24 protein-coding genes and 1 riboswitch are annotated in these 25,445 nt (G+C 45.9%); of the genes, 8 read left to right on the top strand and 16 right to left on the bottom strand.

What is annotated here, in order from left to right:
* Nucleotides 1-107 precede the first annotated feature (107 nt).
* Nucleotides 108-1,010 (bottom strand): metallophosphoesterase, encoded by a 903-nt coding sequence (locus tag B9N86_RS04010; protein WP_208917874.1) that lies wholly within the window; start codon nt 1,008-1,010, stop codon nt 108-110.
* Between the two features lie 84 nt (nt 1,011-1,094).
* Between B9N86_RS04010 and B9N86_RS04005 the strand changes: the two genes are divergently transcribed.
* The gene (locus B9N86_RS04005) at nt 1,095-2,474 is read left to right on the top strand and encodes an aldehyde dehydrogenase (RefSeq protein WP_208917873.1); all 1,380 of its coding nucleotides are present in this window, start codon (nt 1,095-1,097) and stop codon (nt 2,472-2,474) included.
* A gap of 336 nt (nt 2,475-2,810) precedes the next feature.
* Here the strand turns inward: B9N86_RS04005 and B9N86_RS04000 are convergent, their stop codons facing one another.
* The 4 genes from B9N86_RS04000 to B9N86_RS03985 form a co-directional block, all read right to left on the bottom strand.
* Nucleotides 2,811-3,617 carry an AAC(3) family N-acetyltransferase gene (locus B9N86_RS04000; RefSeq protein WP_208917872.1) on the bottom strand — a complete coding sequence of 269 codons (807 nt, stop codon included), beginning with the start codon at nt 3,615-3,617 and terminating at the stop codon, nt 2,811-2,813.
* 608 nt (nt 3,618-4,225) lie between these two features.
* Entirely contained in the window at nt 4,226-4,990 is a 765-nt protein-coding gene (gene sdhB, locus B9N86_RS03995; protein ID WP_208917871.1) for a succinate dehydrogenase iron-sulfur subunit, read from the bottom strand.
* A 15-nt stretch (nt 4,991-5,005) separates the two neighbouring features.
* Nucleotides 5,006-6,748, bottom strand: a complete 1,743-nt coding sequence (gene sdhA, locus B9N86_RS03990; protein ID WP_208917870.1) for a succinate dehydrogenase flavoprotein subunit — start codon at nt 6,746-6,748, stop codon at nt 5,006-5,008.
* A 15-nt stretch (nt 6,749-6,763) separates the two neighbouring features.
* Nucleotides 6,764-7,432 (bottom strand): succinate dehydrogenase cytochrome b558 subunit, encoded by a 669-nt coding sequence (locus B9N86_RS03985; protein WP_208920075.1) that lies wholly within the window; start codon nt 7,430-7,432, stop codon nt 6,764-6,766.
* A gap of 243 nt (nt 7,433-7,675) precedes the next feature.
* On the opposite strand from B9N86_RS03985, the gene B9N86_RS03980 reads away from it, so the two are divergent.
* Nucleotides 7,676-8,587, top strand: coding sequence for a LysR family transcriptional regulator (locus tag B9N86_RS03980; RefSeq protein WP_208920074.1), 912 nt, complete (start codon nt 7,676-7,678; stop codon nt 8,585-8,587).
* 81 nt (nt 8,588-8,668) lie between these two features.
* Here B9N86_RS03980 and B9N86_RS03975 read toward each other — a convergent pair whose 3' ends face one another.
* Nucleotides 8,669-9,334 (bottom strand): potassium channel family protein, encoded by a 666-nt coding sequence (locus B9N86_RS03975; protein ID WP_208917869.1) that lies wholly within the window; start codon nt 9,332-9,334, stop codon nt 8,669-8,671.
* Between the two features lie 16 nt (nt 9,335-9,350).
* On the bottom strand, nt 9,351-10,694 hold the full coding sequence (locus B9N86_RS03970) for a TrkH family potassium uptake protein (RefSeq protein ID WP_208917868.1): 1,344 nt from the start codon (nt 10,692-10,694) through the stop codon (nt 9,351-9,353).
* A gap of 62 nt (nt 10,695-10,756) precedes the next feature.
* Nucleotides 10,757-10,899, bottom strand: a riboswitch (cyclic di-AMP (ydaO/yuaA leader).
* Nucleotides 10,900-11,180: 281 nt separating this feature from the next.
* Here B9N86_RS03970 and B9N86_RS03965 point away from each other — a divergent pair.
* Complete coding sequence (locus B9N86_RS03965) at nt 11,181-12,851, top strand: CPBP family intramembrane glutamic endopeptidase (protein ID WP_208917867.1); 1,671 nt, start codon at nt 11,181-11,183, stop codon at nt 12,849-12,851.
* A gap of 33 nt (nt 12,852-12,884) precedes the next feature.
* Here the strand turns inward: B9N86_RS03965 and uvrC are convergent, their stop codons facing one another.
* Together uvrC and trxA are read right to left on the bottom strand one after the other, a co-directional pair.
* Complete coding sequence (gene uvrC, locus B9N86_RS03960; RefSeq protein ID WP_208917866.1) at nt 12,885-14,876, bottom strand: excinuclease ABC subunit UvrC; 1,992 nt, start codon at nt 14,874-14,876, stop codon at nt 12,885-12,887.
* Nucleotides 14,877-14,987: 111 nt separating this feature from the next.
* On the bottom strand, nt 14,988-15,305 hold the full coding sequence (gene trxA, locus B9N86_RS03955; protein WP_208917865.1) for a thioredoxin: 318 nt from the start codon (nt 15,303-15,305) through the stop codon (nt 14,988-14,990).
* 237 nt (nt 15,306-15,542) lie between these two features.
* Between trxA and B9N86_RS03950 the strand changes: the two genes are divergently transcribed.
* Nucleotides 15,543-15,698, top strand: a complete 156-nt coding sequence (locus B9N86_RS03950) for a YqzM family protein (RefSeq protein ID WP_208917864.1) — start codon at nt 15,543-15,545, stop codon at nt 15,696-15,698.
* A gap of 254 nt (nt 15,699-15,952) precedes the next feature.
* Here B9N86_RS03950 and dnaI read toward each other — a convergent pair whose 3' ends face one another.
* The 3 genes from dnaI to B9N86_RS03935 form a co-directional block, all read right to left on the bottom strand.
* Nucleotides 15,953-16,906, bottom strand: coding sequence for a primosomal protein DnaI (dnaI, locus tag B9N86_RS03945; RefSeq protein ID WP_208917863.1), 954 nt, complete (start codon nt 16,904-16,906; stop codon nt 15,953-15,955).
* A gap of 36 nt (nt 16,907-16,942) precedes the next feature.
* Nucleotides 16,943-18,451, bottom strand: a complete 1,509-nt coding sequence (locus tag B9N86_RS03940; RefSeq protein WP_208917862.1) for a replication initiation and membrane attachment family protein — start codon at nt 18,449-18,451, stop codon at nt 16,943-16,945.
* A gap of 285 nt (nt 18,452-18,736) precedes the next feature.
* A complete protein-coding gene (locus B9N86_RS03935) occupies nt 18,737-19,036 on the bottom strand; it encodes a YuiB family protein (RefSeq protein ID WP_208917861.1) in 300 nt (99 codons plus the stop codon).
* 251 nt (nt 19,037-19,287) lie between these two features.
* Between B9N86_RS03935 and hemQ the strand changes: the two genes are divergently transcribed.
* Nucleotides 19,288-20,037: a hydrogen peroxide-dependent heme synthase gene (gene hemQ / locus B9N86_RS03930; protein ID WP_208917860.1), complete on the top strand. Its 750-nt coding sequence runs from the start codon at nt 19,288-19,290 to the stop codon at nt 20,035-20,037.
* Nucleotides 20,038-20,094: 57 nt separating this feature from the next.
* On the opposite strand, the gene B9N86_RS03925 is transcribed toward hemQ, so the two are convergent.
* A complete protein-coding gene (locus B9N86_RS03925; RefSeq protein WP_208917859.1) occupies nt 20,095-20,349 on the bottom strand; it encodes a hypothetical protein in 255 nt (84 codons plus the stop codon).
* Nucleotides 20,350-21,540, bottom strand: a complete 1,191-nt coding sequence (locus tag B9N86_RS03920) for an NAD(P)/FAD-dependent oxidoreductase (RefSeq protein ID WP_208917858.1) — start codon at nt 21,538-21,540, stop codon at nt 20,350-20,352. It abuts the gene before it with no gap.
* Between the two features lie 494 nt (nt 21,541-22,034).
* Between B9N86_RS03920 and B9N86_RS03915 the strand changes: the two genes are divergently transcribed.
* A complete protein-coding gene (locus B9N86_RS03915; RefSeq protein WP_208920073.1) occupies nt 22,035-23,009 on the top strand; it encodes an NAD(P)/FAD-dependent oxidoreductase in 975 nt (324 codons plus the stop codon).
* A gap of 159 nt (nt 23,010-23,168) precedes the next feature.
* Here the strand turns inward: B9N86_RS03915 and sda are convergent, their stop codons facing one another.
* On the bottom strand, nt 23,169-23,312 hold the full coding sequence (gene sda, locus B9N86_RS03910; RefSeq protein ID WP_106766872.1) for a sporulation histidine kinase inhibitor Sda: 144 nt from the start codon (nt 23,310-23,312) through the stop codon (nt 23,169-23,171).
* Between the two features lie 292 nt (nt 23,313-23,604).
* A complete protein-coding gene (locus B9N86_RS03905) occupies nt 23,605-24,267 on the bottom strand; it encodes a YheC/YheD family protein (protein WP_208917857.1) in 663 nt (220 codons plus the stop codon).
* A 230-nt stretch (nt 24,268-24,497) separates the two neighbouring features.
* On the opposite strand from B9N86_RS03905, the gene B9N86_RS03900 reads away from it, so the two are divergent.
* On the top strand, nt 24,498-24,704 hold the full coding sequence (locus tag B9N86_RS03900; RefSeq protein WP_208917856.1) for a hypothetical protein: 207 nt from the start codon (nt 24,498-24,500) through the stop codon (nt 24,702-24,704).
* A 147-nt stretch (nt 24,705-24,851) separates the two neighbouring features.
* Entirely contained in the window at nt 24,852-25,178 is a 327-nt protein-coding gene (locus B9N86_RS03895; RefSeq protein WP_208917855.1) for a hypothetical protein, read from the top strand.
* Nucleotides 25,179-25,445: the final 267 nt, after the last annotated feature.

Raw genomic sequence — 25,445 nt, 5'->3', positions numbered from 1 at the left:
ACCCTGCTGCTGTTAGAGTTTGATAACAGGTATATTTCAATTGTGTAACAAAAGTTAGAACTTGCAAAATGTAACTCGTATACTCTCCTAATACTTCCCTTCTTAGGTTATATCCTACTTTTTCTCAAAGTTAAGATTGTAAGCTCCGGCTTACACAGAAACCGGAAAGGCAGGCGGGTCGTTCCGATCCCTCTGTTTACATAGAGTGACATGCGTGAGTTTCCTATCGTATACAGTCCCTTGACGTACTTTTTAGAGCCTGGGGGTGTAATAACCTCCCCGATCCACGGCAGACGGATCTGCCCACCATGGCTGTGACCGGACAGCTGCAGATCAAAGTGATACTGGGCTGCCCAATCGGCATAATCCGGCTCGTGCATCATGAGCAAGGTGTACATCTTCTCCGGGATTCCCTTCAGCGCCTTATCTGGATCAGGTGATCCTATCAACTGGTCATCCAACCCGGCGACAGCCATGTGTCCGCCATTTCGTTTCAACAGCACATGTTCGTTGCGCAGCACAGTAAACCCCGCTTTTTCCTGAAGCAAAATGAGCCGTTTCACATCGTCAAAATCATGGTTCCCCACAATGGACAGCACACCCAGAGGTGCCTTTAGCGCAGAGAATGGATCGACAGCTTCTACCATGGCATCTACCGGACCGTCTACCATATCACCAGTAAAACAGATCAGATCAGGACGTTCCCGGTTGATGGCACTCACTATTTTTTTCGCATCTTTGGCATCCGTCTGGAACCCTAAATGAAGGTCGCTGAAATGAGCAATTTTCATCCCGTCAAAAGCTTCTGGCAGCCGTTTCTGATGCAGCGTAATCCTATTGACCTCAAGCATTTTGGGCTCAAGCAGCGAAGCGTAGCCCCCAGCTGCAAGTCCCGCTCCAATCAGGACAGATGTACCCACCTTTAGAAACTGCCGCCGGGTTAAGGTGTAAGGAGGCTTGTCCCCAACCTTTTGATCCGAAACTTCCGTGAGGTCCGGATAATTTTTCATTTTGGAGCAGCCTCCTTTATAATCTATTAGAGAGCATCATTAACCATAGGTTTTACCATGGTAGAGAGAGGAGCTCGTTCACCTATGATCGTTAACGATTCTATTGAGGAATTAGTTCTAGACCAGCGCCGTTATTTCAAGTCGGGAGCATCCAGGGATGTAAGTTTCCGCATTGAACAGCTTAACAAACTGCGCAGTGCTTTAATTTCGAAGGAAGAAGAGGTTTTAAGCGCGCTGCGTAAGGATTTAAATAAGAGTGAGCAGGAAGCATTCACAACTGAAATCGGTATTGTATATAAAGAGCTGTCGTACGTTATAAAAAATATCCGCAAATGGGCAAAACCCCGTCGGGTAAAAACTGCACTGACACACGTCGGAAGCCGGGGAAAAATCCACCCTGAGCCGTATGGTACTGTTCTTATTATCTCTCCATGGAATTATCCATGGCAGCTCGCTATAGCTCCGCTGATCGGGGCATTGGCAGCAGGCAACACAGCCATTATTAAACCATCAGAGCTGACACCTACCGTTTCCGGTGTTATCTCGTCTCTAATCAAGGAGACCTTCCCTGAGCAGTATGTAGCGGTTGTAGAAGGCGGCCCGGATACGAGTACCCGTCTGCTGGAACAACCGATGGATTATATTTTTTTCACAGGCAGTATCCAAGTCGGCAAAATCGTCATGCAGGCAGCCGCCAAAAATCTCATTCCCGTCACATTGGAGCTTGGCGGCAAAAGCCCTTGCATCGTTCATGAAGATGCCCCGCTGGAACTGACCGCAAAGCGAATCATTTTCGGTAAATTTACCAACGCGGGACAGACCTGTATTGCTCCAGATTACCTGTTGGTGCATCACAGTGTAAAGGAACAGCTTTTGGGCCATATGAGGGAAGCGATCACCGATTTTTACGGCGATTCTCCCCTTTCTAATTCGGATTATGGCCAGATCGTATCAGAGAAGCATTTTCATCGTCTCTCCGATTTCCTGAATAACGGATCCATCCGTCATGGTGGCAAAAGTGATGCAGGCAAGCTGCTCATTGAACCTACTCTGCTGGATGATATTACTTGGGACATGTCGGTCATGCAGGAAGAAATATTCGGCCCGATTTTCCCTATATTAACTTACGATCATCTGGATGAAGTGATTACCGCGGTCAATGCTAGACCCAAGCCGCTTGCCCTTTATCTGTTTAGCAAGGACTCTGGTGTTCAGAACAAAATTCTGTCTAACATTTCCTTCGGCGGAGGATGTGTTAATGATACACTTATGCATCTGGCTACTCCTCACCTTCCATTCGGAGGCGTGGGTGAAAGCGGAATGGGCGCCTATCACGGCGAACACAGTTTCCAGACCTTCTCACATATGAAAAGTATCCTTCGACAGACGAATATGTTCGACTTTTCTTTCCGGTATCCCGGCAAGAATGGGCTGAATCTGCTGCGGAAGCTGATGAAGCCTTAAACTTCCGTTGATCTGGGACATCCTTCGTTCCGTTGTGAGGCGCTACGCGAACGAATCATTTCTCCAATCTCTCTTGCCCCCGAATTTCCTGAGTGATTTCTTATCGGAAGAAATTCGGGGACAAAGAGCTTATGCTTCCGAAGCAGCTTTCCTTTGGAAAGCTTTTACCGCTCCGCTTTTCCGAAACTGCTTCGTCCTCTCCACTGCTTCGTGCATATACATTGAAAGCAATCCCGGCACCGCCATCTTATAGCATTAAAAGAAGACTTGGCGCAGTGTTCCCATCATAGAAAGGGCATATGCAACGGTTATCCGGGACAATCGACATCAAGTCTATCATGCCTTCCGATTCGCCTCTATCCACTTCACAGCATAATCAACCATGATGCGCTGCTGTGCCAGTATACAGGTGCTGTTGTGCACGCTCCCCCGGGTATAGCCATCAGGACAATCGCGTTCATAATCAGCCCCTGCCTGTTCAAAATCATCCGAATCAAAGTTGATGTCGCTGAATTCCTCCCATACCGTTCTGCCGCCTTCTCTTCTTACCGGAGCATTTGCTGTTATCTTTTGTTTTCCCTGCCAAGCTCCCCGATACTCCGCCAGATGAAAGGATGTATTATTCTCATAACTCGTTCCTAGCATTAAGACATAAGCGCCCAGTTCATAAAGCTTAGCGAGAGGCGATTGTTCCCCCAAACTGTCAGACAGTGGATGTGATTGTGTGATGACCTCTGCATTTCTACCTCTTGCCGCAAAAGATACATGTGGATGGGCACTCCGAAGAACATCCGACTGTCTCCGGAACGTTTCCGGAATTTGACCCATACCGGATGTGAGCGTGAAATCTTTATCATAAGGCGGCATGGAATCCCGAATCAGCTGCCACCACTTGGGATCCGCCGGAGGATTTCTCCATGTGGATGGGTCGGTCAAGTCAGCGGAATGCGTTGGCATCACCAGTGTCCCTTCATCCCCCAGCACCTCTTCCAAGGCCATAATGACCGCTTCTGCTCCGCCAACAATCCAGCCTCCCATACTCTTTAAAGAAGAATGAACCAACAGCGTCATACCCGCTTTGACCCCAAGACGTCTTAGATCATTCGCGATTTCTTCAATAGTCACTGGTTTTTCAACAATCATGATTTTCTCTCCTTGTTCAAAACTTAATCGATAAAGGTATAATATAACATTTTATATAAGATGAAACGCCTTCGGCATCCTACATAAGGATGAAGAGCGTTTCTTTGAGAATTAACGGCCAGCTAATGGCTAGTACTGATACGATACGCTTCCCCCTACTACTACTTATAAAAATCTATTGGATAACGGACACCACAGCGCTTATTTGGTGAAAAATCAGCCAATTTGGATCTTCACGGACTCCAACGACCTTATTTCGGAAAAAATAGGCGAATTGGGATATTCGCACCCGCAATAGCGTCATCTGTGTCCGTTAGCATTCGAAATGTCCGAAATCTCCACAAATAGCGGCTCCTGAGTCCATTAATTCTCAAACCTACTCATTGTCCGCCAAATAACAGTTTTATAGCGAGCGGTTAGGTATGTTTATGGCATGCGATCGCCATTTAATCATCTGTACGATGAAGTCAAAGTCAAACACTGATTTTGAATTTGAGCCTTATTTATACGTGAAGCATATAAATCCTAATATAACACTCCATACGAAAAAAGAGCACTTGTCCTCTTTTCACCGATGGACAAATGCTCTTCAATATCATCAAGTTTTGTTATACGCTCAACCAACGTTTGAACAGATGTTTGGTCGTATCTTTATTCATCTCGGCAATAGATGTTGTGAGTGGAATGCCTTTCGGACAGGAACGTACACAGTTTTGCGAGTTACCGCATCCTTCAATGCCTCCGTCCTCCATCAGTGCATCCAAGCGCTCTTCCTTGTTCATCTCCCCAGTTGGATGGGCGTTAAAGAGACGAACTTGTGAGATAGCTGCCGGACCGATAAAATCAGTCTTCTCATTGACGTTCGGGCATGCCTCAAGGCATACACCGCATGTCATACATTTGGACAGCTCATAAGCCCACTGACGCTTCTTCTCAGGCATCCGTGGTCCTGCACCGAGATCATAGGTGCCGTCAATCGGAATCCAGGCTTTAACCTTCTTAAGCGCCGTAAACATCCGGCTGCGGTCAATAACCAAATCGCGTACGACTGGAAAAGTCTTCATCGGCTGGATTCGAATCGGCTGTTCTAGCTTATCGATGAGCGCAGCACAAGCCTGACGCGGCTTGCCATTAATCACCATGGAGCAGGCACCGCAAACTTCCTCGAGGCAGTTGGAATCCCAACATACCGGAGTAGTCGACTGACCTTGAGCATTTTTCGGATTACGCTGAATTTCCATCAATGCACTAATTACGTTCATGCCGGGGCGGTACGGAAGTTCGAATTCCTCAGTATAGGCTTTCGTCTCCGGGCTGTCCTGGCGGGTAATTAAAAATTTGACGTTCTTCGAGGCTGCTGTGGTTTGAGCCATGTCAAATCCCCCTTCTTACTTTTCTTTCGAATAGTCGCGAATACGCGGCGGGATCAAGGAAACATCCACTTCTTCATACGAAATCTGTGGTCCGTCCGGTGTCCAAGTCGCTTTCGTTGTCTTCAAAAACTCCTCGTCATTACGATCTGGGAAATCAGGCTTGTAGTGAGCTCCGCGGCTCTCGTTACGCAGAAGCGCTCCTAGAGTCATCGCCTCAGCAAGCTCAAGCATGTTCCACAACTGGCGGGTAAACGCTGCACCCTGGTTGTTCCAGCGGGAAGTATCCGTCATGTTGATTTTTTTATAACGCTGCTTCAGTTCTTTAATCTTGCCGATTGTCGCTTCCAGCTTGTCATTGTAGCGAACAACGGTCATATTGTTGGTCATCCACTCGCCCAGCTCTTTATGCAGTACATAAGCGTTTTCTGTGCCCTGCATTTTCAAGAGGCCATCGAATTTAGCGGATTGCTCTATCGCAGCCCGATCAAAAATAGCGGACGAAACATCCTGAGACGATTTCTTCAATCCTTTAACATACTCAATTGCTTTCGGTCCGGCTACCATACCGCCATAGATAGCGGATACGAGAGAGTTTGCACCCAATCGGTTGGCACCGTGATATTGGTACTCACATTCTCCGGCAGCAAACAACCCAGGAATATTCGTCATCTGGTTGTAGTCAACCCACATACCGCCCATGGAGTAATGGACTCCTGGGAAGATTTTCATAGGGATTTTACGCGGGTCATCTCCCATAAATTTCTCATAAATTTCGATGATGCCCCCGAGTTTTACATCAAGCTCCTTAGGGTCTTTGTGAGAAAGGTCCAGATAAACCATGTTCTCTCCGTTAATTCCTAGTCCCTGATCGACGCAAACGTTGAATATTTCTCGTGTCGCAATATCCCGCGGCACCAGGTTACCATAAGCAGGATACTTCTCTTCAAGGAAGTACCAAGGTTTTCCGTCCTTATACGTCCATATGCGGCCACCTTCACCACGTGCGGATTCAGACATGAGGCGCAGCTTATCATCGCCTGGAATCGCTGTCGGATGAATCTGAATGAATTCTCCGTTCGCATAATGTACACCTTGCTGATACACAGCACTCGCTGCAGTACCGGTGTTAATAACGGAGTTCGTCGTCTTGCCGAAAATAATACCTGGGCCACCGCTCGCCAGGATAACCGCGTCGCCCGGGAATGTACGGATTTCCATCGATCGCAGATCTTGAGCTGAGATACCGCGGCATACGCCTTCATCATCAATGACAGCGTTCAGGAACTCCCAGTTCTCATACTTGGTTACAAGACCAGCTGTTTCCCAGCGGCGAACCTGCTCATCAAGTGCGTACAGAAGCTGCTGGCCTGTCGTAGCACCTGCATATGCTGTACGGTGATGTTTCGTACCACCGAAACGACGGAAATCGAGCAACCCTTCTGGAGTCCGGTTGAACATAACCCCCATCCGGTCCATCAGGTGAATAATACCTGGTGCTGCATCACACATCGCTTTAACCGGTGGCTGGTTTGCTAAAAAGTCACCGCCATATACAGAATCATCAAAGTGCTCCCAAGGAGAGTCGCCTTCCCCTTTTGTATTAACGGCTCCGTTAATTCCGCCCTGTGCGCATACGGAGTGAGAACGTTTAACAGGTACCAGTGAGAATAAATGAACGTGAGCTCCAGCTTCAGCTGCCTTGATGGTTGCCATCAAACCAGCTAATCCACCGCCCACCACAATAATGTTAGATGCCATTTCTGTTCACTCCCCTTAGCTCAAAACTGTCTTAAACATATCAATAAAAGCTGTCGCCGCCTGGAACTCGGAGTTCTTGAATGCGGTCATGGCAAGAATAAACAATACGCTCATAAGGACGAACAAACCCATGCAGATGTATGAGGATACACGCTGCGCACGCGGACCAACCGTAATGCCCCAGCTAACGAGGAATGCCCACAGTCCGTTCGCGAAGTGGAAAGTTGCCGAGATAATCCCGATCACATACAGTACATACAGGATTGGATTGCTAACAATACCATGTATAACTGCACCTAATTCATCGTGTGTGATATTGCCCATTGCGATCTGGAAACGTGTATCGTACATATGCCAAATGATAAATACAAACGTAATAACACCGGTAATCCGCTGCAAAGTAAAACGAATGTTCCGCTCATAGTTGTAGTTGCCAACGTTGTTATTTGCTTGATAGGCAATGTACAAACCGTAAACGCCATGATACATAAGCGGCAGCCAAATCAGGAACAGCTCGAGGAAAAATATGAGCGGTAGGCCGTTTATAAATTGGACACCTTTATCAAAGCCTTCCTTTCCACCATCGAAAGCCTTAAAGTTGGTAATCATATGAGTAAGCAAGAAGGCTCCGAGCGGTATAATACCAAGCAAAGAATGCAGCTTTCTGGAATAATACCCTTTCATCAGTTGACGTTCCCCTTTCCGATGTGTAGCGTTTTCATTAAGTCTCATCATAATTCATTACACTCATACCATCTATCCACTAAACGCATACAACGACAAAATGTCCCCCATTTCGCACATTCTGTGAACATCCTGTGTCATATTTCATGTTACTCCTTTTTCTCTTATAATGGAATTGCAATATAATTATTAATCGTTATACTCTATACGCATAAGCTAAATTTAATTAGGATGTGAAAAATGTTGTTCGAAGAATTGGACGTGTTCGCTATTGTCGTAGAGCAATCAAGCATAAACAAAGCTTCCAAGTTACTGAACCTTTCCCAGCCTGCCCTTTCCCGTAAAATCTCCAAACTCGAAGACGAGCTCGGTGTCCAGCTATTTAATCGGCGCGGAAAGCGGCTCGAGCTTACCTCCATCGGCCAGCTTGCCTACACCTATGCTCTGGAACAGCGCCAGCAACAGTTGAAATTCATGCAGACACTTGCACATTATCGTGTGGAAGATCAGATTACCATCTCGCTCGGAGCCAGCCTGACAACTCTTCAAACAACGCTGCCTCCCCTAGTGAATGCATTTATGGAACGTCATCCTACAGCTGAAATTAAACTGATTACAGGCAAGACACATGAAATCGTATCATCGGTTCGTGACAAAAGAGTGGAAGTCGGCATCGTTGCATCATCCATTAATCAGCCTGGCTTAAACTGCATACCGCTATTCGACGATCATCTTGAACTTGTGCTGCCGATTACGCATCCTTTGGCTGAAAGCCAAGAGGTCGGAATTGAACAGCTTCAAGGCTTGCCCATGATCATCTTCTCAACAGGTACTTGGTACCGGAAGCTGACCGATGATCTGTTTCACCGCTGGGGGATCATGCCTGACATCCGTATGGAGATCGACTCCTTCGAAGCGATTGTACGTCTCATCCCCACCTGTAAAGCGGCCGCACTCCTCCCCAAATCCTATCTCCGCCCGCAGTTGCTGTCGGATAATGGACTTGTTGACATCCACATCCCCGCTCTAATCGAGACACGTCGAACGACCAGTCTCATCTACGGAAATCCCTCTGATCTCAGCAATGCCGCCAGCCGTTGGGTTGCCGAGACTGAAACATTGTTCCGTAAACTTGAAGAGGACAAAAGCCAATAACCTGACGAGAGAAATACGTCAGGTTATTGGCTTTATATGCCGATGTTATACCAGCTATTGATATAGATAAATCCTTAGTTTCTACATATTAACGACTTCGCCCTCAAAGCGATCAATGTTCTCTTTCGATCCTATAACAACCATAATGTCGCCTGCACGCAAAATATCCATCGCGGTCGGAGCCACTATCACACCCGAACGTTGATTCAATGCCACAACACTGATCCCGTAACGGACACGGGTATTCAGTTCATTAAGTGTTTTTCCATCCATGCAGTCCGTCACCGTCATTTCCACGATCCGGTAGTCCTTGGACAGTTCAATATAATCCAGAAGGTTCGGCGTAACAAGCTGATGTGCAACTCTTATTCCCATATCTCTCTCCGGAAAAATTACCCGGTCAACACCCAGCTTTTCCAATGCCCGGCCGTGCAATACGGATATTGCCTTGGCAACGACGGTGGCTACACCTGACTCCTTCAGAAGAATTGCCGCCAAAATACTCGTCTGGATCTCGTCACCAATTGCTACAATGCCGCAATCAAAGTTCCGTATTCCGAGTGACTTAAGTACTTCTTCATCCGTCGCATCGGCAACCACGGTATGGGTGAGGAACTCACTCATATCCTCGACCACTTCTTCATCCCGGTCGATCCCGAGTACCTCGTAACCTAAATCCATCAGTTCAAGCGCCAGACTTGATCCGAATCGTCCGAGCCCTATTACCACAAACTGCTTTGGTTTCATTTCTCAGCCAATCTCCTTATCCAATAATCATTTTTCCTTCTGGATGACGATACAATTCCTTACCCTTTTTAGGGCCTAATGCATATGCAAGCGTTAGAGGCCCAAGTCGTCCCGCAAACATCGTAATGCTAATCAGAAGTTTTCCGAACAATGACAAGTGCGGTGTCAATCCCATCGACAGCCCCACTGTGCCAAACGCGGATGTTGCCTCGAACAGTATAGAGAGAAAGCTGCTGTCTTCTGTCGTTGAAAGAATCATGGCTACGGTGATTACCAGCAGCAGAGCAAGCAGCGTAATGGTCAGCGCTTTAAGAACCCGTTCCTGAACCAACCGGTACCGGAACAGTACAATCTCATCTTTGCCCCGCATCATAGCAATGACAGCAGCGATCATCATCGTAAATGTCGTCGTTTTAATCCCGCCCCCCGTTGATCCCGGGGAAGCTCCTATAAACATCAGAATAACTATGAAAAACTGTGAAGCCTGACGTAAACCGGTTATATCGAGTGTATTGGCTCCTGCCGTTCTCGGTGTGACCGATTGAAAGAAGGAGCCAAGAATTTTCCCACCCCAATTCAGCGATCCTAATGTTTTCGGATTCGTGAATTCAAATATGAATATGACAACTGCCCCTATCAAAATAAGCGCGCCTGTCATGGACAAAACCACCTTGGAATGCAGTGACAGCTTCCGGCTTTTTTTATAATCAACTAGATCAGCCATGACGATAAATCCAATTCCTCCGGATACGATCAAGAACATAACTACAAAATTGACTAATGGATCGTACACGTACCCGGTCAAACTTCTGAATTCACCGAACAGGTCAAATCCCGCATTGTTAAACATCGTTACCGCATGAAATATTCCATAGTACAAAGCTTTCCCAAAAGGCATATCAAATGCCCAGCGAAGGGTCAACAGCAGCGCACCACAAGCTTCAATCACCAAGGAATACAGCAGAACCCTGCGGATCAGTCGAACGATACCCTCCATCGATGACTGATTCATCGCTTCCTGCAGGATAAGACGATCTTTTAATGAAATACGGCGCTTTAATACAAGCGCAAACAGCGTGGCCATGGTCATGAAACCCAAACCACCTATCTGTATCAGGAGCATGATGACTACCTGTCCGAAGGAACTGAAGAATGTTCCTGTATCCACCACCACAAGACCGGTAACACAGGTCGCGGATGTCGCAGTGAATAAGGCATCCATAAAGTTCAGCGGTTCCCCTGTCGTGTTGGAAATCGGCAGCATTAGGAGCAAGGTTCCAATCGTGATAATTCCTCCGAACCCCATGACAAGAATCTGCGGCGGCGACAAGCGGAGCCAAAATAATTTGGAAGTCAACATATTCACCTCTTCAAAAAAGTCAAAGAAAAAAAGACACTGGAAATCCAATGCCTTACGCGTTTGGGTTCCTGTGCTGCAGCCTACGAGGTTAGCTGACGGATTCGGGCATATCACAGGTCGCCCTATTCCCTGCTATACAGCAAAGAAATTCACCCCAATTAAATGGTTCCCCCATTTTCGTTACGAAATTCGGCTGATCTATCTATTCAATTAACATGATGTGATTATAACGCAATACCCTTAGGAACCCAAAGCCGCTTTTAGCGTAAATTAACTTAAAAAAGAACGAAATTGGGCATATTCAAGAGTAGTAGCACATGGTTTTCTGAGGTTTTCGAAATCTTTCCTTCGTTTTCATCGTATCTTTCATAATTTTGAATGGGATAAGCCGTTTGCAGCTTACATATCTATGTTATATTGGCTTTATGTCTCCATGAAAGAAACGTCTCGAACGGTTTCTAACCCCTATTACCAAGGAGGAATGACATGAATAAAGCAGGACAGCCCCTTAAACTTCAGTCGAACAAAAAACCTTTAATGGTGCTCGGGGCAATCGGCCTGATTCTGTTTCTAATTTTTCAGGTATTTCCGTCTACTGCCTCTGACACGCTAGAGGTAAAAGCTCCCGAGATGATAACCAAAGGGGCAGCAGCAGAGGCCGCTGAACGCTTCGTAGAGGAACAGCTGCAGTACAACATCGCACCAGGTAAAGAACCTCTCGTTACATACCAATCCCGATCCGATGTATACGGGTATCTATCCAAAGAAAAGTTGCTGACCGAATATAACAAAAAGTTCGAAAGCAAATATCCTTATGATGTTTATCGCGTAAGGTTTGATCAAAATGATGGGACATCCTTAAATGTGGATGTACATATGCAGAACGCGGGTATCGCCGGTTTTTCCTATGATATGGCCGGCTCCAGTTACAAAGGGGCCATGCTGCAGATGGGCGGCGTACGAACGCAGATGCTCCTGATGATCGAAGGCGGCATATCGCTAGCCGAGAAAGAGGCGCTTGCTGCACCTTGGCTTCACCGAGCAGGTTATGATACGTCCAAGCTTGAACGAATTACTGGCGAAGGGGAACCTGGTCTGAAATATGAGGACCCGGAAACTAAGATCGGAGACTCCCGTCTTCGGCTGAACTTCTCCTTTGAAGACCGCCAACTGCGTTCGTACGAGCCTGTATTTTCCGTTCCTAGTGCTCACACCGCCTATGTGGAGAAGCAGACGCTTAACGCCACCTTGCTTACATTGCTGGGCTACGGATTGTTTACACTGGTTTTGGGCGTTCTGGCAATCGTCTACAGCGTAAAAACCAAAGCTCATACTTCTTTTAAAAGGGGTATTTTCCTTGCTTTACTGTTGTTTGTTATTCAAATGCTGAACACTTATAACCTGCTGCCAGTCTTTAAAGCTGACGGAATGAGCGATGCCAGCATTAAAGGTATCATGATCTTTTATGTGGGCTACTCCCTCGTATTCTCAGCCCTGCTCTACTTCTCACTCGTCGGAGGGAACGGATTGTGGCGTAAGGAAGACGGATTAAATCCATGGCCGCGCGCCAAAGAACCCGGTTATGGCGTATACGTGCTGGAAAGCATGAAACTCGGGTATTTGTGGGCTTGCATTCTGCTCGGTGTACAGTCCCTGATCTTTATCGCGCTGGGTCTTACACTCAATACCTGGTCTACAACAGATGCCTCGCAATCGCCTTTTAACATGTTGTACCCATGGCTATTTCCGTTGATGGCCTGGTTTGCAGGTATATCGGAAGAGGCTGTCTACCGTCTGTTCGGTATTAAAATGGTTAAAAAAATCGTCCGCAACACGTTCGTGGCCAGCCTCATCACCTCGATCATCTGGGCCCTCGGCCACACTTTGTATCCGATCTATCCGGTCATCTCAAGACCGATTGAGCTGGTCATCATCGGACTTCTGTTCAGCTTCATCTTCTTGCGCTACGGATACATGGCCGCCGTATTCGCGCATGTAGTGTTCAACAGCATTCTGATGGGCTTCAGTCTCATGATGATGAACGATCCGGTTAACTTGTGGATGGGGATCTTCTACATTATTTTGCCGGCCATCGTCGGTTACGTAATCTACAAATTCAATACATTAAAAAAAGAAACGGCTTATCCGTCCATATAGGACGGAGGCCGTTTCTCCTTTTCCACAAATATATTACGACTCCTCATCACGCAGTGCACTTAAAATCTCCTTAGCGAGTTTATCGCCTATAGACAAAGGCCGGAAGTCATCAATACTGGCCTCTTTAATCTTTTTAACAGATCCAAAATGCTTCAGGAGCATCTTACGCCGTTTCTCTCCGATTCCCGGAATCGCATCCAGCTTAGAGGTAACCATCGATTTCCCCCGCTGGTCACGGTGGAAAGATATCGCGAAACGGTGAACCTCATCCTGTATACGCTGGAGCAAATAAAACTCCTGACTGTCACGAGGCAGCGACACAGGCTCTGGCGGATCACCCACCATCAGTTGCGCCGTCTTATGCTTAGCATCCTTAACAAGTCCGCAGACCGGAATGAACAGACCCAGCTCATTCTCCAGCACATCCACGGCTGCAGAAATTTGGCCCTTACCTCCATCCACTACGATCAAATCGGGCATAGGCAGATTTTCCTTAAGCACCCGTTCATAGCGCCTCCGTATAACCTCTCGCATCGTCTCATAGTCGTCCGGCCCCTGCACGGAACGAATCTTATACTTCCGGTATTCCTTCTTGTCAGGTTTGCCGTTAATAAACACAACCATGGCAGAGACCGGGTTCGTCCCCTGTATGTTCGAGTTATCGAACGCTTCGATCCGATGCAGCGTATCGAGACCGATTACCTCGCCCAGGTTAGCGGCAGCAATCGACGTCCGCTCCTCATCCCGTTCAATCAGCCGAAACTTCTCATCCAGTGATACTTTGGCATTTTGTGAGGCCATCCCGATCATTTGGCGCTTCAAGCCTCGCTGAGGTACGTGCACCTTCACACCGATCCACTCCTGCAGAGCAGCAGCACCACCGGCAGCGTCCACCGTTCCTGCTCCTTCACCGAGGTAATCGTCAGCTTTATCGGAAGATTCAGCATCCGGAACAGTTCCCTGCTGCATAGCTTCGTCATCCTGTGACTCCATCTCTTTCATCTCAGCTTCTGAAAGGGCAGATGTCTCTGCAGCTTCAGAAGCATTGTCGACTGAAGGCCCTGGCAGAAGTATTTCCTGAGGCAGAGCCGGGTTGTCGCTGTAATACTGTGCAACAAATGACATGAAGTCGCTGTACGCCTCTCCGTAGTAAGGAAACACGGATGCGTTTCGCTGAACCATTTTACCCTGGCGCATATATAGAATTTGAACACACATCCAGCCTTTATCAACCGCAAAACCAAATACATCCCGGTCCTTCGTATCGGCAGTAGTAATCTTCTGCTTCTCCATAATGGCATCGATATGCATGATTTGATCCCGAAGCTCTTTGGCGCGCTCGAAGTACAGCTCTTCGGCCGCCTCCTGCATTTTTCGCTGCAGTTCTTTTTTCACTTCTTCATGTCCACCGCTTAGAAAAGAGCTGATTTCCCGTGTAATCTCCTCGTAAGCCGATTGAGGCACCTCTTTCACACACGGAGCCATACACTGGCCCATGTGGTAGTACAGACACACCTCTTTCGGCATTACCCCACACTTCCGAAGCGGATACATACGGTCGAGCAGCTTTTTGGTCTGATGGGCTGCATAACCGTTCGGATAAGGTCCAAAATATTTTGCTTTATCTTTAAGCACCCGCCGCGTTACTTCCAGCCGGGGATGCGCTTCATTCGTAATCTTTAGGTATGGATACGTTTTGTCATCCTTGAGCAACACATTATAACGAGGCTGGTGTGTCTTGATCAGGTTACATTCCAGAATCAAGGCTTCCATGTTGCTACCCGTAACGATGTATTCAAAATCGCGGATTTCAGAAACAAGTCGCTGGGTTTTCCCATCATGGCTGCCTGTAAAATAGGAACGCACCCGATTCTTGAGAACCTTGGCCTTACCTACATATATAATCGTGCCTTCCCCGTTCTTCATCAGGTAACAGCCCGGCAGATCGGGCAGAAGAGCCAGCTTATTACGGATATTCTCCATCGCCTTTTCCTGTTCCTGAAGCTTCTTCGCGAAATCTTCCATCCTTCTACTCCTCTCCAGGGAGATTATGATTTAAAACCACACAAAGCGCCTCCGGTCCGAAACCGAAGGCGCTGTATGGGTACACGTACATCCTATATAATAGATGCTTGCTTACTGATGTTTGGCAATAATGCCTTTCAAAGCTTCTTTGGAGTTCAGACCGACAACTTTATCAACAGGCTGGCCGTCTTTAAAGAAGATCAGTGTTGGGATACTCATCACGCCGAAACGGGAAGCAGATTCAGGGTTTTCATCTACGTTCACCTTCGCGATTTTCACATCATCGCCGAGTTCTTGGGACAATTCGTCCAGAATCGGAGCAAGCATTTTACAAGGACCGCACCAAGGCGCCCAAAAATCAACTACAACCGTTCCCTGACCTTCTACTTCATTAGTAAAAGTCTGGTCGGATACATTGACGATAGCCATGAGTTTCTCCTCCTTATAGGAAAGTCACATTATGTGCTTAGAATATTATGTCTAAGCCGACCACCATAGTATACCACATCCATATAAGCAAAGTGAAATAGGTCTATCATGCAGAATGGAATGTTCAACCATTCTTTACAAATGATTTACCGATTGGGTATACTACAAATAATGAACCCGGTGATAATGTCAAGGAAATGAATCACACGGCAGTTCACCTTTTGAGGAGGCAGGCCCATGGATGTTAACGTGCGCGCAGTGGATCCTCGGGAGCATATCAACGAAGAACCTCGTAATGATTTTGGCGATTTGATGATGGGTTTCACGGGCATGTTCGGCTTTATGTTCGTCATTTTCTTCGCTATGGTTATTATCAAGTTCCTTGTTGGCTAATGCTCTGCTGAGCACGTAAGAAGAAACGGTGCGATCCTTTAATGGAACCCACCGTTTACCGACTTCGTCGTCCTTCTCAAAGGACGACGGCGATTCTGCGAGAAATATAAGCCAAGTATAGATGACAAGTCTTATACTTTCTTATATTTCAAAAAAGTCTGATCACACGCCCTTTGGCGAGAGATCAGACTTTTTTTCAAAATATTAGAATTTATAAGTTTCACGCATAAATGATCTATGATTTCTCATTTCCTTTATACTTTTCCGCGATGATTCTCACCGAACAGCTGACTAGCATCCACAAAAGGTGAAATCCGATTCATCAAACGTTGGCCCTTGTGGTTTTCCTCGCCATCTTTACTTGTAAAGCTAAGATGTCTTTCCAATCCGTCAAGCGGGTAGTTCGAAGTATAAAAAGTAGGCTTCCGATTCATCCGGAAATTTAAAATAGCGCCCAGTACGTGATCTCGTACCCATGGATTCAAGTTTTCCGCACCAATATCATCAAAAATGAGCAGATCACAATTTTTCATGGTCTCTACCGTTTCCTTGACCTTGCTTCCGTCCTGCATCATCGATTTCAGGTCTTCCACGAAATCCGGCATATATACAATAACACCGGTATAACCTTCCTTCGCCAGTTCATGCAGCATATAGCACATCAGATATGTCTTCCCTGTTCCGAACGATCCGGTCAGATATAATCCTCGCGGGGACAACCCATTCTCTTTGGTATCCTGAATATACCGAAAGACCTGGTGCACCGCTGGAGCCCGAAGACGGTCTTTTGCCATAATTTCCACTTCATCATAACCTTCATTCAAAGCCCGTTCATCCAAATAAAAGCTGCGAACCCGTTTTCGGATCTGATCTTCATTGTTTTTAGCAATTTGCAGCGAACAAGGAGCTTTCCGTTCATATATTTCCTGAGAACCATTCACAGGCTGAACATCCAACTTGCTGTAATGGCCTTGAAAATCATTGGGACACCGCTCCAGACCGGGGCACTGTTCACAGTTCTCATGATCCCCGACATATTGATACAAACGGCTCAGATTGGTCCGCAGCACTTTTTCATCCAACTCCGGATGTTCAGCCCGAAGACTGAGGATGAGCGGATGCTTCAGCAGATGATCTGCAATCTGATCTGAACGGCGACGGAACGCTGGACTTTTCATACTTTCCAGCAATTCACCTAGAGACTCCACGTACACACCTTCCTTTCACGAGAGCGAAGCATAAATCTATCCGCCCCTCTTCTTGCTAGCCTGCATCTTAGCAGCAAGCTTCAGCATTTCCTCATATTCCTCTTCCGTCACGGCTTCACCTTGAGCAGACTCCAGCGCCACCGGAATCTCCGGTTTCACTTTGCCACTCTTGGCGTATGTACGCGTACGCGAAGCGGCTGCGGCCTGTTTGCCTTTCATCTTGGCTTGGTCACGAATATACTGGACGGCTTTCTCATAACTGTTAACCTGCTTCAGCAGCATATTGGAAGCAATAGCCTCAACAAAATTTCGATTGATTCGTTGATCACCACCTGCAGCAATCAAAGACATCAGATAATGTATCAACACATTGATAACTTCACCAGGCAGCTTGTAACTGAGATCGATCTTTTCGAACATTTCCATAAAATGCGCCGGAACCGAGCCAGGAAAGAACGTTTGAAGCAGCTTGGTATACGGCTCGTTGCGAAGCATCATATTATATTGGTGAATATCGCATTTAGATTGAAATTGTGACGGAACCTCTACATAATATTCCATCTGTACGGCATGCTCTTCCACTGGCACATCCGGATCAGCATTCAATTCCTGATGCAGCGCCACGACCTTCCCGGCTGTAATCTGCCGTTTCTCCTGCAGCTTCATCCCCTGCCGGAAATGAAGACTTGCCCTGTGCTGAAGCTCGTCCAGCATCACTTCCCCTTGACTGGAGAAGATTTCATCCTCATCGAGCAGCCGGCACAAGTCCTGTACACTCAAGTCGTACTTACGCACAACATAATTGACAATGCCCATCTGTTCGTGGTCGTACCGAAGACGCTCTACAAACACCCTGTTTTTGGATTCGCGCGGAAACCGCAAAATAATATCAGAATAGTTCAGCCCTTCACCTTGAGGCACGATATGTTGTGCTGAAGGATTTCGCGGCGGTTCCACCTCGGTCAGAGCCTGCTCCAGCTCGTAATCGATCACATGGGTGTTCAGTTCAAAAATATCATAAAATGGAACGGAAATATTTTCTTTATTTAGCGAAATCCCCGACCATTCTTGAGGTTCCTTGCTCCACAACTGTTCACGTAGCGACAGCACAGAAAATTTACCGACCTTGTCACGCAATAGCAGTGTCAGATGCTGTGTATTAAAAAAATCCGAAGGAGACAATGGCGCCTGTAGTTCATATTCATAAATATAGTCGTCCGTCTCCGGAACGAACATCCGGCTCGTTTGAAGCAATCCCACAGCTTCCAGCTTGGAGGTCTGCTCTATTAAATACTTGCGTCCCTTTTCACTGGGCTCGAGGCCTAAAGTTAAAAACAGCCGGCGCTGCTGTTCGATCGCCGAATACCCTACCATTTCTAAAGGTACATGCATGAACATAAGGCGGTATAAACTGACGGCGAAAGCCCCTACCATCGGCTGATATATGGAACTGAGCATTTTGTCATCCAATCCGCTCAGACAGAAGTCGCGGTATACGCAGTAACGGTGGTTTTCAGTAAAATGCAAAAAATTTGTCATGCGCATCGTTATTGCTCCCCCCTATCGTCCAAGAAGAAACGCCTTTGTCGTCCCTTCTAAAGGGAGGCGGCGTTTCTGCGAGAAATATAAGCCAAGTATACAATGGAATATATACCTTTCTTATATTTTAAAAATAGACTGCCTCTATTCTATCATAAAAAGAGGTGGCGGAAGTCTGTTTAAGAGGTCAAAATTTCTGGAATTAATGAGCACTCTTCTTAGCAGCAACAAAAACGACCCACCCGATTCGGGAGAGCCGCCGATGCCGATTATAAGGCCAAAATAACATGTTTAAAACATTTTAAATCCTTTAACACGCAGTGTATTGATGGTCCAGCCGCTCAAAAATGCCCCTGCCAATCCGGCTACCCCTGTCAAATAATCTACCAGCTGGAATGAGCTGATATGCGCCCAGAGCGTTGCTTCATCACGATTCCACAGGCTATAGACCACAACCGGCAATATAACGATCACGAACAAATAGCAGGGAAACCACGTCGTTTTCATCAACATATTGAGGATAAAACCGATACCGAACATCATGACAAAAAATAAAATCATCAACACTAGCACGGGAATAAACTGCAGCATTGTCGCAAATTCACCTCTTCTTCGTCACCATCACAATCGCGGTATCCTCTATGACTATGAAGAATAGCACACGCTTGACGGGCTAGTAGATAGTGTACTAAAAAAAATGTCACATATCAACGAATATTCCGTGAATAGATTGTGTCATCGTTTGCCCTTCTTCCTGCGGTTAGATACAATGGAAGAAGGTTTAGCAAGCGGTTTACTCCGCTTGAACGCAAGCACATATAAGAATGTTTAGGAGTGATCATATGAACGAAGCCGCAATGACGCTTGATGGCTGGTATTCACTGCATGATTTCCGCTCGATCAATTGGCCTGCTTGGAAAGCTGCGGATGATGAGGAGCGCGCTGTTGCATTGGACGAGCTACACGCTTTTCTGGACGAGTGGAATCAAATAGAAGAATCCAAGCAAGGAAGCACTGCAGTATACACCATCGTTGGGCAAAAAGCAGACTTTGTATTCATGCATTTGCGCGAAACGCTTGAAGAGCTAAATGCAATCGAGAACGCCTTTAACAAAACGACATTTGCGCAATATACAACCAAGGCCTACTCCTACGTCAGTATTGTAGAGCTCAGCAATTATTTGGCAGGCTCTTCGGAAGGCGATCCGATGCAGAACCCGCATGTTATAGCACGCTTGAAGCCGGCTCTTCCAAAATCCAAGCATATTTGCTTCTATCCGATGAACAAAAAGCGCGATTTGACGGACAACTGGTATATGCTCAGTATGGAAGACAGACGCTCCATGATGTACAGCCACGGCATGATCGGCCGCAGTTATGCAGGTAAGGTAAAACAGATCATTACGGGTTCAGTTGGATTGGATGATTGGGAATGGGGCGTCACATTATTTTCTGACGATGCTCTCCATTTCAAAAAACTCGTATACGAAATGCGCTTTGATGAAGTCAGCGCCCGCTTCGGCGAGTTCGGTTCGTTCTATGTCGGCAACCTACTGGATCAGGAATCCTTTTCCCAGCTAATGAAGGTTTAGATTATCATACAACGAAAAGGCAGGCCCATTATTGAGCCTGCCTTTTCAATCTATATATCAAACTTCTTCCTCATCTTCATCCTTACCTAATGACTCTAAATACTCTGCAGTAGCCCGGTCACGTGCCCTGCTCTTATCCTTCAACCGCTCAATAGCGGGCAAAATCAATATATCGACTTCCTGCTGTATGGTATAGGCCAGATCGTACTGTTCCTGAGATTCCAGATATGAGCCGACTTCCATTAATGCATTATATCGATCCAGCTCATCGCGTGTAAGCAGACCCCGAACTTGAACACTGCAGTGTCTCATTTATAGAAACCTTCCCTTTTTCAGGACGAGCGGGATGCCCCCAATGATAAAGAGGTACCGCAGGTCAACCAGTTTTTTCAGCTGAGCCGCTTTCCAGCCCTGATATTTCTTGTCGCCCACAACAGCGATTCCTTCACCCCGGCCAAGAGAGGCAACCGTACCTTTGTTATGAAACTCGAACTTCTTCAAGTCCTTGCCCCGAATTGCTGATACGATGTTTTGTGCACAACAAACTCCCTGCTGCATAGCCATCTGAGCCGTAGGCGGGTATGGCCGCTCACCATTAAATATCAGCGAGTTGTCTCCAATAATATAAATGTTCTCATAGCCTGGAGCTCGCAAATATTCATCCACTTTTACGCGTCCGCGCATCGTTTCGAAGCCAGCTGCCTCGATCAGGCGGTTCCCGCGGATTCCACCGGTCCAAACGACCGTTGCAGACCGGATTTCCTCACCCGTGCTCAAAACGACCCCATTCGGTGTACATTCCTTGATCGCCACACCAAACTTAAAGGTAACGCCCTTCTTTTTCAACACTTCAATGGCATAATCGACCAATTCAGGTGCAAATCCCGGAAGCGCTGATGGCGCAGCTTCAACATTATAAATGTTTACAAGGGCAGGATCGACATCGTACTCCTTGCACAATTTAGGAATGCGGTCCGCAAGCTCCGCCACAAACTCAATACCGCTAAAACCGGCACCACCAACGACAAAATTAATACGCTCCTGTGGTCTGCGTTCATTCTTATACAGAGCAAACTGATATTCAATATGCTCCCGTATCAAGCGGACCGAGTTAATGCTGCGGATGGACATCGCATATTCCGCCAGACCCGGGATGCCGAAAGTTTCCGGCTCACCGCCCAATCCGATAATCAAATAATCATACGACAAAGTCCCGTCTTCCAGAATGACCTTTTTATCATGAAGCCGAATTTCCTGTACGGATGATTTCACCAAATCGATTTTGAATTCGTCAATCAGCTTCGATATGGAAACCCGAGTATTCTCTATGCTATCCGTACCTGCTGCCGGCATATGCAGATGGGTCGTAATGTAGTGATAGTCATGTCTGTTCACCAGCGTTACGTCAGCTTCATTATAATTGAGTTCTTTCTGCAGCCGCTGCGCTGTCAATATGCCACCGTAACCCGCACCAAGGATTACGATCTTCGGTATGCTGCTCATTCTCCTACTCCTCCCGGCTTACTTCTATATATAGTATGGTTTAAATGTTAACTTTTTGTGAATTTGCTTCTAAAAAAAGAGAAGAGCTCTTTATCAGAGCCCGTTAAAGTTTCGACCTGATGTTGCTTTTCTTCAAAAATACAGCTGTCAAAAGGGTTCGAATCGTTACGTTAATGTCTAAAAAATGTCGATATTTTGCCTTTAAGCACAAGTTATCACGTTAATCATATGCATAAACGGTTCAAAGATCAAGACATATTTTGCTCGAAAAAAGGGATAAGTTTGTCGCATTACAGACCCGTATAATTAAGAAAGCGCAACCATACTAATAATAAGTATGTTGGCGAAATTCCTGGCTTTTAATGCTGGTTCCAGACGATTATAATAGTAGAGGATTCAATGAATCAGAATTACTTTGGACAATGTCTGTCTGATTCGAATATATTCATTTTCGGAGGTGCTTTCCCTTGACATCAACACCGCAAGAACATCATATGACCGATCTTCTCATTATCGGTGGCGGCCCTACAGGCATGTTCGCTGCTTTTTACGGCGGCATGCGCCAAGCTTCGGTTAAACTCATCGAGAGCATGCCCCAACTCGGAGGACAACTGGCTGCGCTGTATCCAGAAAAATATATTTACGATGTAGCCGGATTCCCGAAGGTTACTGCTCAAGAGCTGGTCGACAACCTCTCCCGGCAGATGGATCTGTTTGACACAGACATCCGACTGGAAGAAAAAGTTCAATCGGTTGAGAAGCTGGACGAACGTCATTTTGTCGTAAAGACAGATAAAGATGAACATCACACTAAGGCCGTTATTATTACTGCCGGTGTAGGAGCTTTCGAGCCCCGCCGTCTGGAAGTCGATAACGCGGATAAGTTTGAAGAAAGCAATCTTCATTACTTCGTCAGCGATCTTAGCCGCTTCCAAGGGAAGAAGGTACTCATCAGCGGCGGAGGCGATTCCGCAGTCGATTGGGCTCTTATGCTGGAGCCGATTGCCGAGCAGGTAAGTCTGGTTCATCGCCGCGATAAATTCCGTGCGCATGAACACAGTGTGGAGAAGCTGCTTGCTTCCAAGGTGAACATAATCACCCCAACGGAGATCACTGAACTTCACGGTGATGAGCGAATTACTAAGGTGACACTTTCCCATATCAAAACAAAAGAGACACAGGAAATCGAAGTCGACGATGTGATCGTCAATTTCGGATTCGTTTCTTCTCTTGGTCCCATCTCTGAGTGGGGTATTGCAATCGAGAACAACTCTATCGTGGTTGACTCTCGTATGGAGACAAGCATCCCAGGAATCTTCGCAGCCGGTGACATCACCACTTATCCGGGCAAGGTGAAACTGATTGCTGTCGGATTTGGCGAAGCACCAACGGCGATCAACAATGCCAAGGTTTACTTTGATCCTGAAGCTCGTCTTGCCCCTGGACACAGTAGTAATATGAAGCTGTAATCAGCAAAAATGCAACAAAAAAGGTATCTTCTATCCACTGACAGATTCATCTGTGGATACGAGATACCTTTTCTATTGGTTGTACGCCATACATATGTAGATTTCACTTCGAATGTATGACGACATGTCAAACATTTCTCTCATCTATAGGTGATGGAACTAGTGAAGGATGCTGATGGAATCGGTGTCCAAGTTCCGTTTATGAATTTCGGCCAACAGTAAAGTAATAAACTCCCGTTCCAGTTTCAACTCAATAGCCATATGATAGGAGTCTAGTAACATCTCGTCCGTCAACATAGCCATCCCTTTCACACCCCTTTCCTCATTTTTCCTAAATCTATCATAACAAACATCATATAACAGAACAACTGTTCCCTTATCCACAAGCTTCTGTGGAAATCCTGTGTATAAATTGTTGGTAAGTGTCATGATTGCAGTTCTATCAACGTGGATTATGGGGATAAATGTTATACACAGGATATTGGTCTTAAGCAGGACTTAAAAAAATATTTAGTATATTTATCGGAAATTTCTAATTATTTTTTTAATACCCTATTAAAATTTCATATAATCGTCTAATTTGTTTAATCTCGATTTAACTTGGACGAGTGTTAACTTCTAATATCCATATGGCTCCTGTATCATCAAGTCCGTAATCAAAACCTAGTTCGCCTATACCAGGGAAACGTTTTTCCAAAACCGCGATGCAATTCCGGGTCAACTGCCGCATCTCATTCCGCTTTTCTAAGGAATTGATATGTGGAAGCGAATACCTGATCGCAGGTCTGCACCTTAGCTGCATACCTCCTTTGCACAGATTGGTTACGAACAAGCCCCGCCTGGCAAGCCTTCCAACCATCGCTCTGAATTCCCATCTCCCTTTCGTCTTGACTACTTTAACTCGATAATCCAAAGGACGCCCTTTTATCTTAGCTAAGTTGACACCCTGCTGGATCAAATATTTCCGTTTTAGCCTAATACTGGACAATATAGGAATTAGTTCGGGGAATGAACTAACAAACCTCGTGCGTCCCTTATGGCTGACGTTATAGCCCTCATCGTGATTCTGAATACGTATAACGCCGTTCCCCCCCGTTCCCACAACTGGTTTAATCACAACCATGTCGTATTGTGAGAGCATCGACATCAGATCGTCCCTTCCGTAAGCATTCGTTTCCGGGATATAAGGGATTATCTGAGGATCGGTCAGCAGCGCTTCCGTTTTAAGCCACTTACTGGCCAACTGTCTTCCACTCATGCTGCCTACGCCTCCTTTTATCATGACATACCTTATATTACTCCACACCGCGGGTTCCCTCTTGGATGATTGTCCGGGTAATAACGCCTATTCATAGGGTCATTCGGTTAGAAGCCTGTCTAATGCAGGTTGTTCTTTCCAAAGCTTTTAAACTATCGTATATTAGGAACACAGAAGTTTATCCTTAGTCGTAGTCGATTCCCTGTTTGAAATAAAGGAGGCTTTTAACCTTGGATGCTCTGTTTGAGGTGTTGTACTGGATAGCTATGATCGGAATGTCAATCTCTCTCATTGGTATTACAATCGTAATTTTTGTTATCGGTTTCAAGTTTATAAAAGACAAGCGCAGGGGACTCGGTACAGGCTGTATCGCTTTTTCCCTCGTAGCCGCCAGCATGATCGTGCTCATGCTTAACAAACAGTTTTTTTTCGCCTGATGATGGCTTCATAAACTTGATAGTAAAAAGCCCTATTCCATTGAGGATAGGGCTTTTTACTATATATATTACTTGGGTTAAGATGTATTCAAACACACGAGAATAAGGTTTAATGAAATTAGACGCTGACATTGGAGGGTGGTCATTATGAACATTGAGTTTGGTGAATTGGATCAACTTGAGAAAAAACTTAAAGACATTCAAGAAAATGCAGAAAAACTCTCGAATATGGAACGCGAAGTACATACAGACGATTTGTTCACAGAATCGTTTGTTCAGATGTACTCCAACTTTTCTTCCTTCGATGAGTTATTAAAGGCTGCCGGATATGAAGGCCAAAGCCAAGAGGAGTTTGAGGCTTTCGTACAAAATGATTTTAACACTTTTCTGGCAGAAAACTCCAAGCTTAGCGGCTGGAAGGAGTTTCAGGATAAAGCAGTCGCTGCTTATGTTGCCAAGCAATTAGGATTCTAAAAATGGATATTAGTATGCGCCTAGTTTAGCAAAATGACAAACAAAAACGACATCTATAGTGAGATTGTATGATAATGATCTCACTATAGATGTCGAAATTTATAAGGGAAAAAACATGAAAAAACTTTATTATCTTCGGAGTATAAGGTACGAACATATTTTTGCGATTTATGGGAACTTTAATAAAATCATACGTATTAACTTCTATAACCATTTATCCTCTGGATATATTTCCTGGATTGGATTTCAAAGTAATCAAGAATAGGA

The sequence above is a fragment of the Paenibacillus uliginis N3/975 genome, assembly GCF_900177425.1.
Lineage (GTDB): Bacteria > Bacillota > Bacilli > Paenibacillales > Paenibacillaceae > Paenibacillus_AQ > Paenibacillus_AQ uliginis.
Note: the sequence above shows the minus strand (reverse complement) of the source record. Positions and strands in the feature narration are given on the sequence as shown.

What these genes read in the sequence shown, in the direction of transcription:
- B9N86_RS04010 (WP_208917874.1), bottom strand. Translation starts at nt 1,010, where the DNA reads ATGAAAAATTATCCGGACCTCACGGAAGTTTCGGATCAAAAGGTTGGG.
- B9N86_RS04005 (WP_208917873.1), top strand. Translation starts at nt 1,095, where the DNA reads ATGATCGTTAACGATTCTATTGAGGAATTAGTTCTAGACCAGCGCCGT.
- B9N86_RS04000 (WP_208917872.1), bottom strand. Translation starts at nt 3,617, where the DNA reads ATGATTGTTGAAAAACCAGTGACTATTGAAGAAATCGCGAATGATCTA.
- sdhB (WP_208917871.1), bottom strand. Translation starts at nt 4,990, where the DNA reads ATGGCTCAAACCACAGCAGCCTCGAAGAACGTCAAATTTTTAATTACC.
- sdhA (WP_208917870.1), bottom strand. Translation starts at nt 6,748, where the DNA reads ATGGCATCTAACATTATTGTGGTGGGCGGTGGATTAGCTGGTTTGATG.
- B9N86_RS03985 (WP_208920075.1), bottom strand. Translation starts at nt 7,432, where the DNA reads ATGAAAGGGTATTATTCCAGAAAGCTGCATTCTTTGCTTGGTATTATA.
- B9N86_RS03975 (WP_208917869.1), bottom strand. Translation starts at nt 9,334, where the DNA reads ATGAAACCAAAGCAGTTTGTGGTAATAGGGCTCGGACGATTCGGATCA.
- B9N86_RS03970 (WP_208917868.1), bottom strand. Translation starts at nt 10,694, where the DNA reads ATGTTGACTTCCAAATTATTTTGGCTCCGCTTGTCGCCGCCGCAGATT.
- B9N86_RS03965 (WP_208917867.1), top strand. Translation starts at nt 11,181, where the DNA reads ATGAATAAAGCAGGACAGCCCCTTAAACTTCAGTCGAACAAAAAACCT.
- uvrC (WP_208917866.1), bottom strand. Translation starts at nt 14,876, where the DNA reads ATGGAAGATTTCGCGAAGAAGCTTCAGGAACAGGAAAAGGCGATGGAG.
- trxA (WP_208917865.1), bottom strand. Translation starts at nt 15,305, where the DNA reads ATGGCTATCGTCAATGTATCCGACCAGACTTTTACTAATGAAGTAGAA.
- B9N86_RS03950 (WP_208917864.1), top strand. Translation starts at nt 15,543, where the DNA reads ATGGATGTTAACGTGCGCGCAGTGGATCCTCGGGAGCATATCAACGAA.
- B9N86_RS03940 (WP_208917862.1), bottom strand. Translation starts at nt 18,451, where the DNA reads ATGCGCATGACAAATTTTTTGCATTTTACTGAAAACCACCGTTACTGC.
- B9N86_RS03935 (WP_208917861.1), bottom strand. Translation starts at nt 19,036, where the DNA reads ATGCTGCAGTTTATTCCCGTGCTAGTGTTGATGATTTTATTTTTTGTC.
- hemQ (WP_208917860.1), top strand. Translation starts at nt 19,288, where the DNA reads ATGAACGAAGCCGCAATGACGCTTGATGGCTGGTATTCACTGCATGAT.
- B9N86_RS03925 (WP_208917859.1), bottom strand. Translation starts at nt 20,349, where the DNA reads ATGAGACACTGCAGTGTTCAAGTTCGGGGTCTGCTTACACGCGATGAG.
- B9N86_RS03920 (WP_208917858.1), bottom strand. Translation starts at nt 21,540, where the DNA reads ATGAGCAGCATACCGAAGATCGTAATCCTTGGTGCGGGTTACGGTGGC.
- B9N86_RS03915 (WP_208920073.1), top strand. Translation starts at nt 22,035, where the DNA reads ATGACCGATCTTCTCATTATCGGTGGCGGCCCTACAGGCATGTTCGCT.
- sda (WP_106766872.1), bottom strand. Translation starts at nt 23,312, where the DNA reads ATGGCTATGTTGACGGACGAGATGTTACTAGACTCCTATCATATGGCT.
- B9N86_RS03905 (WP_208917857.1), bottom strand. Translation starts at nt 24,267, where the DNA reads ATGAGTGGAAGACAGTTGGCCAGTAAGTGGCTTAAAACGGAAGCGCTG.
- B9N86_RS03895 (WP_208917855.1), top strand. Translation starts at nt 24,852, where the DNA reads ATGAACATTGAGTTTGGTGAATTGGATCAACTTGAGAAAAAACTTAAA.